Here is a 14,064-nt window from a genome sequence, read left to right as displayed (position 1 = left end):
GGTAAACCGCTATTGTGTGCAATCTTTGAAAATCATTGCGGTATGTTTGTTTGGCGATTTAGCGCCCTAAGCGTTTGTTTTGTTATTCTTCAAAGACAGTGGTTAAATAGAGTAGATTGAATACTACCACTTATTATTCAGTTGCGATTAAAACAGTAGACCTTACCTAAACAATAAAAAGTACAGATATATATGGCTATCTTTCGCGTATTCTTTTTTCTATTTTGTCTTTTAGGCAGCTGCCTAGGGTCGAATGCCCAAGCTCAGCATATCGAACAGCTTTTCGATGAAAAGAGTACGCTAGATTTATCTGATTCTCTATTTTATCTATTCGAAACCGATTACCAACTGACCATCAGTGATGTATCAAGAAGGCGAAATGACTTTCTAATGCATCCTCATCACAATCCAAACTTTGGTTTTCGCAATAACGGCATGTGGCTGCTAACCAGTGTCGCTAATGTTTCTAACGAGACGAATTGGGTCTTTTCGATAAACTTTAGCCAGCTTGATAACGTCGATTTTTACTTGGTGCAAGACGGCAAGGTGTTGGCACAGAGTCATCAAGGTAAAGCACAAAAAGAGCAAAGGTTTCGCGTACCCACTTTTCGCGTAGAGCTGCTAGATAGCAAGCCTGCTGACCTCTACGTACGCATAGAAAGCCAATCATCCAGCCTCATCGCCCCTCTTCGTATTCAAGCTGAACCAGTTCACGACCTCGCTTATCAAGTCGATAGTCTGTTGTGGGGCCTCTTTTACGGTGGCTTACTTATTCTCGCTATTTATAATTTAGTGCTGTTTTTTGGCGTAAGAGAAAAAAGTCTTCTCGCCTATGTGGGCTATATTTTTGCGGTCATCTTATGGCAATTTGTATGGGGCGGTCATACACAATTATTGTTTAGCGAGGGTATACCCTCATGGATAGTGGGTCACTCAGAGCTTATTTTTGTGATTATTGGTCTTAGCTCGGGCCTCTTTACTATCATGTTTTTAGAGACCAGGAAAAACTCGCCTACCGCCCACCCTGTGATAAAACTACTCATGATTGGCCAAGGGTTAACTGGCCTTATCTGTTTTGCTGATGTCTTGCCGTCAATGTGGAAGAACAACCTGGTTTATGGGCTGGGGCTAGTTGCAATATTAAGTTATATTTACGCGGGTTTCGAAGCTTTCATCAACAAGTTTAAGCCCGCGCGCTACTTTATTTTTGCATGGGGCATGCTGGCTAGCGGCGCAATAATCGGCATGCTTAGCTTGGTTGGTATATTGCCAACCAATGATTTCACCACATACTGTTTCCAGGTAGGCGTCTTTCTTGAAGCTGGGTTGTTCTCGTTTGCGCTTATGGAGAAAAGCAGAAGACAGCTTGAAAGCGAAGTAGAACAAGCGACAAATGATTTGCGCAACAACGTTGAACTGATTGAAGAGCAAAACGCGCGATTAGATATCGCCAGAAAAGACGCCATTAAAGCAAGTAACGTGAAATCACAGTTTCTTGCAAACATGAGTCATGAAATTCGTACTCCACTTAACGCCATTTTAGGTTTTAGCCGCGAACTAGACAACGCTTCACTGCCAAGCGATCAGCAGGAGCAAGTAAGAATTGTTAATACTGCCGCTGACAACCTGCTAACCATTGTTAACGACATACTGGATTTTTCAAAGATTGAAGCGGGTAAGCTACAAATAAATAACCAGCCCTTTTCGCCCAACAAACTGCTAGAAGAAATGGTCACCATAATGGCTAAATCTTCCCATAGTAAACGCATTGAATTCGTTTTCGATTTAAATCCCTTGCCTGAAAAGTTAATCGGCGACGTGTTTCGCATAAAGCAAGTGCTGAACAATCTTCTTAGCAATGCTTTAAAATTTACATCTAGCGGCACCATCACACTTGCAGTAAGCGGGCGCTCCCTATCCCACGGTATTCATGAGGTGAATATAACGGTAGAAGATACGGGAATTGGTATCAGCCGACATGACAGGAAAAAATTGTTTAACGCGTTTTCTCAGGTAGATGATGCTCTCAATCGCAACTATCAAGGGACAGGATTGGGGCTCGTCATTAGCCGTGAATTGGTGCGATTAATGAACGGCGACTTATCGCTTAAAAGTGTCGTTGGCCAAGGCTCGACCTTTAACGTGTCGTTGAGGATGAACCAGTTAAGCCAAAAGTTTTCACTTTCACCTTCAGAAGAGTGGGCGGGCAAGAGCGTAGTCATTTTCGACCCGGTTCCAACAACCCGCCGTTCAAGCGCAAAAATTATGGCAACACTTGGCGCGGCCGTTACATCTGTTGAATCCTTAGCGTACCTTTCTACACTTACAGAACAGGTTGATTTCTTTATGGCGACTGTACCTGTGAGTAAAATGGCGGATCGAGACACGTTTCTTAGCCAATTTGTACAGTTTCCTGCCAAAAAACGTATTCTCTGGTATTCAGGCCCAGAACCATTTGCCCAATATCCAAGCTTATCTCAGCACTTCCATTCTCAAATACGTATGCCGATGACACTCACCAAGCTCGACAGCTTAGTGCACAACCAAATGAAGCCGGTGAAAAATGCAATACATGAGAAAATAGCAAGCCTGCCAAAAATCAAAGTGTTAGCGGTAGATGATATGGAAATGAACCTTAAGCTATTACATACCTGGCTTGATCAATCTCCGGTCAATTTGGTCACCACTATTAGCGGTCAGGATGCCGTTAATCAATGTCAAACCCAAGAGTTTGACCTAATCCTGATGGACGTGCAGATGCCGGGTATGGACGGTTTACAAGCGACCCGAGAAATCCGTAAATCACCATTGAACATGGGCACACCAATTGTGGCGGTTACCGCTCACGCTTTTAAAGAAGAACAGGAGCGACTGCTCGCGTCAGGAATGGACGACTACCTGCCTAAACCCATAGAAGTTGAACAACTTATTAATTTAGTTAAGTCGTGGTGTATTAATATCGAGCCAGGAGAGATTGCGCTCCCGTCTATTGATTGGCAGCTTGCACTGAAACGGGCTAATCAAAATCAAGATACGGCAGAAGAAATGCTTCAAAGTTTCGTTGACTTGCTGCCAGAAACGATTGAGCTTCTCACTACACTTTGGGAACTAAAAGATTATAACGAACTCAAATCTGAGGTGCATAAGCTGCATGGCGCATGTTGTTACACTGGCCTACCGAGATTTCAGCATTTGGCCAACGAGACAGAAAGCGCCCTTAAATTAGGTCAACACGAGTTAGTTAAAGAGCACTTACCCGCGCTTATCGAAGAAGCGAAGAAAGTGGTAAAAGAGAGTGAGCATAAGAAATAACTACTCACTGAGCCTCGTCTATTTGTCGTGCTCGTTGGCATTGCGCGATAAGAGCAGCAAACTCACTGGCGTCACGATCTAACTCTGAACTCGCTATAAAAATGTCATAGCCAAGTCGTTTCCTCAGCTCTACCATACGGTGAGCTAACATTGCTTTAATGCCTTTTATGACGGTGCCATCTTCCATCACATATTGCTTGTCGTCGAACATTGATTGCTCATAACAGCTCCCTGATGCGCAATTCCCATCTGTGTTTTGCATCAGAAGCGGACGCTGTTCCATCAATAGATGTGTGGCAAGTCGTGGCGAAATAGTGTGTAGAAAGTCGGTGTAACTTTTAAGTTTAAACCCTATTGTTTCAAGAGGAACATGGTCCAGACCATGACGTACACGCGGACAGTCTGCTCGCTGAAGATTATCCCAGTGTATACGCCAGCTTCCTAATCGATGACGATAGGTAATGAAGTCTTTGGCTATCTCTAGGCTAAAGTCTGGCTCACGAATTTTAAAATAACCCACCAACAAACAAACTAATGCGGCGCTGGTAAGAAAAATGCCGGCTAAAAAAAGCCAGTCTGGTAAAAACACCAACCACAAAGCAGACACTATTAGCCCAACGCCCCCCAGTATCAAACTGGTAATGCCATTACTTTTTGACGCAGCTCGAATAAAAATAGGTTCGACATTAGTGCCAGACATAAAGATACACCACCAACATAATTAGGGCCCAAACAATATAGAGTCGCGTGTGCTTGCACTTAACGCAGTCAGTATGCCACCAGCGCATTAATGGGTTTGTTTTTCGCATACGCTAACTAGCTCGATTGATACGTTTATTAAAAGGGGATAGTTTACCCTTAAAATTATGCCATGGCGTGATTTCTATATCGATATCGCTGAAAAGCTGCCACTAACGTGGGCGTAAATACCAACGACAATATAACTGAGAACCCCACCCCTCCAGCTAAAACAACGGCGAGCGGAGGCCAAAAGCTTCCTTCACTAAAGAGTAAAAGGGGTATCAAGCCCCCAACAGTAGTGAAAGTTGTTGATAGGATATGGCGGCTACAGCTCATGGTTTCTTCAACAATGGCTTTGGTGTCGCCCTGTTTTGCTTTGGGATTCGCGTTGATTGCGGCAATGACAACAATTGAGCCGTTAATAGCTACACCAATAAGACCGGCACAGCCCAGTAAAGGGTTAAAGCCCACCGGCAATCCGGATATCCATAAACTGAACATGCCCAGCCCTACCGAAAGAATAGCGACAAGACCAATAACGCCAGCCATGCGTAAGCTGGTAAAAGTTAGAATTAGCGTTGTCACCATCAAGACTAAAAGTACAGGCGCATAAGTAGCCAGTTGTCCTAACGCCTGCTGCTGTTCATCAGCATCACCTGCTAAGTGAATGCGATAACCTTCGGGTAAAATCAAACGGGATTCCAGTAAGTCTCTTAAGTGATTACTTGCATCTATGGGGGGGACGCCTGGCAGTAGGAAAGCCTGGATCCGGTTAAGTCGTTCACCGTCAACTCTTGTGATACTGCTCGTTGCAGGCTCAAGTGTTAAGTTGGTCACCGCTGCAAGTGGCGACCAAGAAATAGCATTATCACCCGCTACAGGAATAGGCATGGCGTCCACACCTGTTACATTTTGTCTGAAGGCTTCATCTAATCTGACGCGAACCGGAATCTCCTCTGTGCTCTCTAGCACCGAGCCGCCCGTTATACCGGAAAAGTTAATCTGCATTTGATTAGCTAATTCTGAAAGGGTCAAACCTAAATAGGATAAGCTGTCACTGTCTGCGTTAATCTTTAACTCTGGCTCTCCCATAGAGATACTGGTGATTGACTGTGATATGCCATCTACTTCAGACATTAACATACGCACTTGATCGCCAAGTTCGTTTAAAATATTTAAATCTGGACCGAAAATCTCGACTTCGACGGGTGCCGCAATTGGCGGCCCCTGTCCGAATGCCCGTACTACTATCTGAACTTCTGGGTAACTGATATCGAGCTTTCGCTGGAGTTTACCGACAAGAGAGGCAGCATTTTCTACCGTGGTAGTGGATACTACGGCATTGGCAAAGTAAGGCATGTTGTCTCGGGTCATCATTTGATTGTAATACACCGAGGGGGCGGAGCCTCCTACAAGCCAACTCACTTGCTCAACCCCTTCTTCACTGCGTATCGCACTATCAATTTTCCGCACATATTCGGTCGTGTTGTCGATACTGCTCCCTTCCTTTGTCCATAAATAAACCTCGAACTGATCTCTATCTGCGCTTGGGAAGAACACGTTAGCAAGTGTGGTAGATAGGACAAAGCCTGATAAGCAGAGCAGAGCGATAACAGGCAATACAAGAATAGGCTGTTTAATCCATCGTCCTAATTGCTTTTTAAACGCAAGACTGAGCTCTGGCGCTTGAAGACCAACTTTCCACCATGATTGTGAACCTATGCTTTGTTGTGAAGTCCCGTCGTTTTTCGGCAAAAAGCGAGCGGCTAATGCCGCTATTATGGTTAACGAAATAAACAGTGAACCAATGAGCGCCATGACCACGCTTATCGCAATAGGCCCTACAAAATCACCGATGTTTCCGTTTAGCAAAAAGATTGGCATAAAGCCTAAGATGGTTGTCAGCGTTGATGCCAAAAGCGGGGCAAATAAATGAGAAACACTCTTTGCCATCGCGCCCACCCGCGTTAAGTCTGGATCCTGAAGGTTGATTCGAATTTCATCGGTAATTACGATTGCATTGTCTATGAGTAGGCCAATGGCGATGATCATGCCAAAGATAGACATTTGATGAATTTGCTCGTTATAGAAACTCAACGAAAAAAGGGCAAAAGCGGCACACAAAGGTAAAGCTAAACCAACTATCCATGCTGCGCGAAAACCCATAAACAGCAATATAACCATCATAACCACGGCGCACCCCATTAAAAGGTTTATGGATAAATCGGCAAGCCGTGTAGTGGTATACTCATTCTGTTCAAACGCAATCGTTGCTGTCAGCGTACCGCTAAAGTCTTGGTTGAATTGCTCCACTACCTTGAGGGCGTTTTTTGTCCAAACATCGGAACGAAGAGATGGCTGCATGCGAGCGGCTACAAAAATAGACTCTTCGCCATTTAAATACGCCACTTCAGTTCGAGGGGTTGTGAAACTCCTTTCTACCGATGCTACGTCTTCAACCCGCAAATAGCGCCCCTCGATATTTACGAGCGGGATGGAGGCAATCATGTTGACACCGTTAAGTCCTTCGCCGACCGTAAAACGCAGGTTGCTTTGTTTTGAGTTCAGCATACCTGCAGGTAATTTGGGATCTGCACTACTAATCAGATTACTCACTTGCTGCAGATTAAGGCCCGTTGCCGCCAGTTTAACGGGGTCAATATTAACGCTTATCTCTTCCTGCGGTGCACCGTAAACCCGCACTAATTCAGTACCATTTACGTTTCGCAATCTGTCGGTTAATTCCTGGGCCAAGCGCGCGGTAAGGGTTATAGGGGTATTTTCGAAATGGTCTGCACGAACAGAGAGCAATAAAGTAAACGCAGTAGCGCCCCGTTTTTCGTCGAAAATTGGCGCCATTGCACCTTCTGGAAACAGCTCTGCTGCCGCGCCAATAGCATCGCGTATTTCGCTGAACAGCTGCTCGTTACTGGTGTTATCAATCCAATCTTGTGTCTCAATTAGAATAATAGAGATACCGGCACGCGATGTAGACTTAACTTCTTTGATCTCAAAAATTTCTCTTAGCCTATCTTCGAGTACATCGCTTACTAACGCTTCAACCCGTTCAGCAGATGCGCCTGGGTACTGCGTAATAATTAACGCGTTGCGCGTATCTATTCGGGGGTCTTCTATTCGAGGCAGTGAACCTAAAGCGGAAAGGCCAGCGGTGATCAGAATAAGCAGACTTAATACAAGCAGGTGCCCTCTTCTATAAAAGAGTGTGTACCAAGGGTACGGCTTATCATTATCAAAATTGAACGTCTTCACTAGCGCGCTCCGGCTTGATGTTGACTGGGCACTGATACCATTTGCCCAGGGGCCAATTTATGGGTGCCTTCACTCACATACATTTCACCGTCTTTAAGTGCACCACGAACAAATGCTTTGTTTCCGTCGGTATACACCACCTCAACAACCCGAGCCTCAAGCTGGGCGTTCTGCTGATTGGTTAGCACAAATACGCGCCACAACCCACGTAAACCGTTACTTAACGCGTTAACAGGGAGCCAAGCTCCGGTCTCTGTATGAGAGCGAAAGCCAGATAAAATAGCCATATCGCCCGGTCGGACACGTTCGTTACTGTTCAATGTAACAAGAATATCAATGGTACGGGTTTGTACATTACGAACAGGAAGGCGCTGAGTGACGGTGCCTGCTACGTTTATGTCGCCGACTTTTACAAGAACAGGTTCGTTTATATCGAACTGCTCGACCACGTCAGCGGGCACAGCAAAACGAGCTTGGTAGTTGTCTATACTTGTAATGCCAAAAACTGGGCTGCCTGCACTCACTACACTCCCTTCATCGAAAAAGCGACGATTTACAACGCCTTCAAACGGAGCAATTAGCGTAGCTTTTTCTATTTCTACATCTAGGGAATTAAGTGCAGCCTTAATTTCGCTCACCTGCGCTTTCGACACATTCAAGCTTGCTTTTGCCTCATCGAGACGTTGTGCAGACTCAAGTTTTTTCTCAACCAAGGAAATAGTGCGTTCGTTATTCACTTTGGCAAGCGCCAGATCAGCATTAGCCCGTTCAAGTGAAGCCTGAAGTTCTCGCTGTCTTGCGCTCAGTCTTTTAACGTCTTGATAGGCAAGTTTATCGCCTTGGCGAACCACGTCCCCTTCCTCAACAAGAAGGGTTGTGACCTGTCCTGCCACATCAAAAGAAAGTGTGGTGGCCTTTGGCGATTCAATGAGACCAAAAACATTTACTGGCGTTTCAAAGCCCGACTGTATGCTAATAGTCCCTGTAGACACTGCAACGGGGAGTCTTGCCTCTGGGCTTTGCGTCGCATTGCCGAGGCCTGCGGTGGTTAACAGAATGATTAAAGCCGCGGTAAAACCAACAATTGAAATAATAAGCGTGAGTTTGCCACTTTTTGTTGAGGCCGACGCTGAAGCTGTCATAACGAGTCCCTTTACCGTTCTAGAGCGCACCCTAGGCTATATTTGCATACTTATTGTGCTATGCTAGTATATAAATACTAGACCGTCCAGTTTGATATATCTATTTTTAAGCGAGAGTTCATTTGGCTACTACAAAAAAACAAGGCCGTCCAAAAAGCGAGGAGAAATATCACTTGATCTTGCACGCGGCGTCTTGTCTCTTTTTAAAAGAAGGGTTTGCTAATACGTCAATGGACACTGTGGCAAAAGCATCTGGCGTGTCTAAACAAACCGTCTATTCACACTTTGATAGTAAAGATGCACTATTCAAGGCAGCAATCACGTCAAAATGTCGTTCATATCAACTTGATACTCAGCAACTTGTTAGCTCAACGGCGCACGCGCTTTCACTCACTGATTGTTTAATAAAAGTTGGTAGCCAGTTCATGCGCTTGTTACAAGACCCTGAAGCCATCGCCATTTTTCGGGTTATTATTGCAGAGGCTGTGCATAGCCCTCATGTGGCAACACTGTTTTACCAAGCTGGTCCCGAAGCGTCACTCGAAACTTTAAGCAATGTCATTGAAAAATTTGGCGAAGGCAACTTAGACCGACACATAGCGCAGCAACTCGCGGTAGATTACTGTGCACTGCTGAAAGGTGAATTTCATACTATGATGCTTTGTGGCATACAGTCACCACTTTCAGATATAGAAATTGATGCACATGTGAGGCGCGCTGCAGAAAAGATACTGTTACTCTTTACCCATTACTCTCGAAGGTAAACCCAGCCTTTACGTTCAGCCGGCACAAGCCAGAACGCTATGGTGGTTACCGCTGCAAAATATCATTAAGTAGGTTGCTTTGCGGTATGTAAGAATTGCCGCAAGCGTGCTTTCCAGAAGAAACGTAGCTATCAACCGGTAACCTTACAAAAACGTAGTGCAAAGTTCATCTTGTTCTAATGACTTAAATGAAGCGGTATTATACACTAGCGCCGTTTTCGTTGATGATTGAGAAGCGTATGTCTGACTTTACCGGTAACCACATTCTTTCGGTTAATCAATTCGAGCGCGAGGCTATCGAGAAAGTATTCTCCGTCGCCAACTCCATGAAGCCCTATGCCAGGCGCCAGAAGCGAACCACGGTGCTTGATGGTGCTATTCTCGGTAATTTATTTTTTGAGCCAAGTACTCGTACACGGGTCAGCTTTGGCACTGCCTTTAACCTTCTCGGTGGCGAAGTGAGAGAAACCACGGGAATGTCTAGCTCAGCACTTGCTAAAGGCGAGTCCTTATACGACACAGCACGTGTGTTAAGTGGCTATTCAGACATAATTGCGATGCGTCACCCCGCGGCGGGATCTGTCGCCGAGTTTGCAGAGGGAAGCCGAGTTCCGGTAATAAATGGTGGCGACGGTGCAAACGAGCACCCAACGCAAGCATTGCTCGACCTGTTCACTATCAAAAGCGAACTTGAATACAATGGCCAAGGTATTGATGGGCTCCACATCGCAATGATTGGTGATTTGCGCTACGGACGAACCGTGCATTCCCTGTCACGCCTTCTTTGTTTGTTTAAAAACATTCGATTTACGCTGATCTCGCCCAAAGAATTAGCCATGCCACAGCCCATTATTGATGCGATAGAAAACGCGGGCCATCAGCTTACCATTACTGAAACCCTTGAAGGCAATATGGATGCGGATATCTGCTATCAAACTCGCATTCAAGAAGAACGCTTCCCATCACAAGAAGAAGCCAATAAGTATCGTGGTAAATTCAGACTTAATCAGTCGATTTACACTAAACACTTTCAGTCGAAGACCGTTATCATGCATCCACTTCCAAGAGATTCACGTATGGAAGCCAACGAATTGGATAACGATCTAAACCTTAACCCGAACCTCGCTATTTTCAGACAAACCGATAATGGTGTGTTGGTTAGAATGGCTTTATTCGCGCTAACCCTTGGGGTAGAAAATCTATTGACCAAGTATGAGCGTGATGTGGTTTGGTTCAGCAATAAGAGTAAGTAATTACATGCAAAAATCTGAAGCCCTTTTTACCCGCGCCCAAAAAACCATTCCAGGTGGCGTAAATTCACCAGTTCGCGCATTTAAAGCGGTTGGCGGTACGCCACGCTTTATCACTAAAGCGGACGGCGCTTATATGTGGGATGCGGATGGAAAGCAATACATCGACTATATCCAATCTTGGGGGCCGATGGTTCTGGGTCACAATAATGCGAAGATCCGCGAAGCGGTTATTGAGGCTTCGTACAACGGCCTTTCTTTTGGCGCGCCAACAGAAGCCGAAGTTATTATGGCTGAGTTGGTAAGCGAAATCGTACCGTCAATGGAAATGGTACGTATGGTGAACTCTGGAACCGAAGCCACCATGTCGGCAATACGTCTTGCCCGTGGCTACACCGGTAGAGATAAAATCGTTAAATTTGAGGGTTGTTACCACGGCCATGCAGACTCATTACTTGTAAAGGCAGGGTCTGGTGCACTAACACTTGGTGTACCTAGTTCGCCTGGTGTACCGGCTAATGTGGCAGAACACACACTTACTGTCGAATACAATAATATTGAGAGTGTAAAAGAGGTTTTCGAAGCTCACGGTGATGATATTGCATGTATTATCGTAGAGCCGGTTGCAGGTAATATGAACTGCATACCTCCTGTAGAAGGCTTCTTAGAAGGGCTTCGTGCCGTCTGTGACCAATACGGCAGTGTATTGATCTTCGATGAAGTAATGACGGGCTTTCGCGTATCTCGCGGTGGTGCACAAGAGCGTTATAACGTAAAACCTGATTTAACGTGTCTTGGAAAAGTGATTGGTGGCGGTATGCCTGTGGGTTGCTTTGGTGGCAGACGAGATATTATTACGCATATCGCGCCAACTGGCCCTATATATCAAGCGGGCACCTTATCGGGTAATCCTGTAGCCATGGCTGCAGGCCTTGCTGCATTAACGCAAATTAAAGAACCGGGCCTCTACGATTCAATTTTTGAAAATACTCAAGCGTTGGTCGACGGATTTCAATCTCTTGCCAACAAACACAATATTAGCCTAACTACTAATATTGCGGGCAGCATGTTTGGGATATTCTTTACTGACGTTGAGAAAGTTACCAATTATAAGCAAGCGATTAATTGTAATACCGAGCAGTTCAATAAGTTTTATCACGGTATGTTAGAGCAAGGTGTTTATTTAGCTCCCGCTTCTTATGAAGCTGGCTTTGTTTCAAAAGCGCATAATGCTGACGTCATTGAAAAGACACTTGCAGCGGCCGATAAAGTGTTCTCAACTTTATAGGCTGATGTCCATTAATTGCTAATTAACGTTCGGCACTCACATATTTGTAAATGTAATTAAAAGTAATGTGTTAGTGCCGCCATCTCCTTTAAACTTTCTCACACGTATCTGGAAATTCTCTTTGGCTAGATAAATAGCCTTAAAAACAAAGACGTTGAAAGGTGTGATTCACAATGGATTGGCAAACAGGCGCATTGGGCGCGCTCTTCATCTATAGCGCTGTCATTACGATTCTTTACGTTAGGCGTAGTCGACGTCTAAAGTACCGATTTAGAAAGGCTCTCTCACGTCGTGTGGACGTTCACCGCTCTGCATTGAAAACAGAGGACGATGCACGCTTTCAAGCTGCCGCTGACGAAGCTCTCCGATTAACTCAAACCTTTCAAAAGTTCGTACCCCGACAATTCGTTGAACACATGGCAAACTCGGATGTGGATTCCCTGGGTCTTGGCTATGCTGCTGAAAACAATGTGGCTATTATGTTTTGCGATATACGCGGCTTCGCAGGCTTTTCTGAGCGTATTACGCCACAGGAGTTAATGAACTTTCTTAACTCTTATTTCACCAGGATGAATGACCCTATTCATCAAAACAATGGTTTTATCGATAAGTTCATGGGTGACGCTATTATGTCGCTTTTTGATCATCCCGGCGGTACGCCTCAGCAGAAAGCGATGGATGCCGTAAATGCAGCCCTAGATTTACGCAAAGCCCTCGTTATATACAACGGTCACAGAAAAAACAGTAATTACGAAGCAATCAATATGGGCATCGGTATCCATTTTGGACCAGTGATTATGGGGACTGTAGGTTCGGAAGACCGGATGGATACTACCGTTATCGGCGATAGCGTAAACATAGCATCAAGACTTGAAGCATTGTGCCCTAAATATAAAGCTGACATTATTGTTAGCGCCCAGGTACTTAAAACCATCGGCTCAGGATACCCTATCAAAACGCGATTACTTGACTGGGTAAGAGTAAAAGGACGAAAAACACCCATTGAGATTTATGAAGTGCTTAGCCATCTTTCCCAGGAAGAGCAAGAGCGCAGACTTGCATCACAAGCTAAAATTGCAGCAGGTGTAGCCTGCCGAATTAATCAGCAGTGGGACGATGCCATTTCTTTCTTTGAAGCGGCTATTGCGATAAGTCCAGATGACCCCCTTGCCCACCATCATTTAGATGTATGTAGGATCTATCAGAATCGGGACCTCGAAGACGATTGGGACGGCGCATTAATTTATTAGTAAGTCGCTGATTTATTGCACCTAACTTAAAAATCAGCTTCCTGATAGCTTAGCTTGCTGGCGAATAAAGTTGATGGAAGGTGCGAAAAACGCGGCGCCAGTTTCAGCACTGGTAAAATCTAACCAGCGATCATAGTCACCTTCTCCATTGCCATAAATTTGGCTATGAAGCATTTGCTTAAAAGGGCGTGAACTTGCGCTACAGCTTACAAAAAACAATCCCTGACAGACCATGTCACCGTAGGGCATTCCTTGCTTAATTAGCCTTGGTTCGTCACCATCTGGCGCTACGCTGCTTGCTCGAACGTTATGAGACGAAGGGGATTGTTCACTGCTAATTAAGTTATGTTCTTGGGTCGTACCCATCACCTGCTCTTGCTGTCGGTTAGACAGGCTGTTCCAGCGTCGCAGGTCATGCCGATAACGTTGAATGTGAACATAACTACCGCCGCTAAAATCAGGGTCATCCTCTCCTACTATGCCCACTTGACGGCGTTTCATGCCGCGAGGGTTATCGGCACCGTAGAGGAAGCCATTAAGATCACGACCATCTAAATATCTAAACCCTCTAATCTGCTCAACAAGCTCTACGTGAATGCGCAGAAGGTCCATAACTTCAATTCCCACTGCATGACAAATATCAAGACGGTCGGCGCGAATTTGAATGAAGAGATCGCACGGCATAGTAGGCGCACTTCTATCTTCACACTGCATGTCTGGAAAAGGGGCGAGCTCTACGGGTATTAAGCCAGGGTATACCTCAGGCCAATAGCTCGTGCCGATTGCAATAACACCGGTCACCATCGCTTCGTAATGTTCGTTTTCGAAATGTTCAAAAATATCCAGTACTCGCGATAGTTTAGCGCGTACCGCTTCACTATCGTCGTCAATCACATTCAGTAATAAATACTGTGCATGTAAGTTTGGCTCAGCGCAGAGGCCTTTTTGTGGTTGTGTCATTGCCGCTCTTGTTGTTATTAACGCCTTGTTATGACGTTTCGCTAAGGGCGTTCATACGCCGCGATTTGCGTTGCGAATCTTTCTACA

General features: G+C 45.2%; 9 protein-coding genes. 5 read left to right on the top strand and 4 right to left on the bottom strand.

Annotated elements, in window-relative coordinates; translation table 11 throughout:
- Positions 1-192: 192 nt before the first annotated feature.
- Entirely contained in the window at positions 193-3,312 is a 3,120-nt protein-coding gene (locus GVO62_RS13375; RefSeq protein ID WP_159119661.1) for a hybrid sensor histidine kinase/response regulator, read from the top strand.
- A gap of 4 nt (positions 3,313-3,316) precedes the next feature.
- Here the strand turns inward: GVO62_RS13375 and GVO62_RS13370 are convergent, their stop codons facing one another.
- The 3 genes from GVO62_RS13370 to GVO62_RS13360 form a co-directional block, all read right to left on the bottom strand.
- Entirely contained in the window at positions 3,317-4,012 is a 696-nt protein-coding gene (locus GVO62_RS13370; RefSeq protein WP_159119660.1) for a DUF2982 domain-containing protein, read from the bottom strand.
- 164 nt (positions 4,013-4,176) lie between these two features.
- The gene (locus tag GVO62_RS13365; RefSeq protein ID WP_159119659.1) at positions 4,177-7,323 is read right to left on the bottom strand and encodes an efflux RND transporter permease subunit; all 3,147 of its coding nucleotides are present in this window, start codon (positions 7,321-7,323) and stop codon (positions 4,177-4,179) included.
- Positions 7,323-8,465, bottom strand: coding sequence for an efflux RND transporter periplasmic adaptor subunit (locus GVO62_RS13360; protein ID WP_159119658.1), 1,143 nt, complete (start codon positions 8,463-8,465; stop codon positions 7,323-7,325). The genes GVO62_RS13365 and GVO62_RS13360 overlap by 1 nt, the downstream gene beginning before the upstream one ends.
- Positions 8,466-8,587: 122 nt before the next feature.
- On the opposite strand from GVO62_RS13360, the gene GVO62_RS13355 reads away from it, so the two are divergent.
- The 4 genes from GVO62_RS13355 to GVO62_RS13340 all read left to right on the top strand — a co-directional run bounded on the left by GVO62_RS13355 (position 8,588) and on the right by GVO62_RS13340 (position 13,017).
- Entirely contained in the window at positions 8,588-9,229 is a 642-nt protein-coding gene (locus GVO62_RS13355) for a TetR/AcrR family transcriptional regulator (protein WP_105930558.1), read from the top strand.
- 239 nt (positions 9,230-9,468) lie between these two features.
- Positions 9,469-10,482, top strand: a complete 1,014-nt coding sequence (locus tag GVO62_RS13350; RefSeq protein WP_105930597.1) for an aspartate carbamoyltransferase — start codon at positions 9,469-9,471, stop codon at positions 10,480-10,482.
- Positions 10,483-10,486: 4 nt separating this feature from the next.
- Entirely contained in the window at positions 10,487-11,767 is a 1,281-nt protein-coding gene (gene hemL / locus GVO62_RS13345; RefSeq protein WP_120963467.1) for a glutamate-1-semialdehyde 2,1-aminomutase, read from the top strand.
- A gap of 173 nt (positions 11,768-11,940) precedes the next feature.
- Positions 11,941-13,017 (top strand): adenylate/guanylate cyclase domain-containing protein, encoded by a 1,077-nt coding sequence (locus GVO62_RS13340; protein WP_105930560.1) that lies wholly within the window; start codon positions 11,941-11,943, stop codon positions 13,015-13,017.
- Between the two features lie 33 nt (positions 13,018-13,050).
- Here GVO62_RS13340 and GVO62_RS13335 read toward each other — a convergent pair whose 3' ends face one another.
- Positions 13,051-13,977 (bottom strand): Dyp-type peroxidase, encoded by a 927-nt coding sequence (locus GVO62_RS13335; RefSeq protein WP_159119657.1) that lies wholly within the window; start codon positions 13,975-13,977, stop codon positions 13,051-13,053.
- Positions 13,978-14,064 lie beyond the last annotated feature (87 nt).

The organism is Alteromonas sp. KUL150, from assembly GCF_009811475.1.
Taxonomy (GTDB): Bacteria; Pseudomonadota; Gammaproteobacteria; order Enterobacterales; family Alteromonadaceae; genus Alteromonas; species Alteromonas gracilis.
This window is presented reverse-complemented; position numbering and strand designations above follow the sequence as displayed.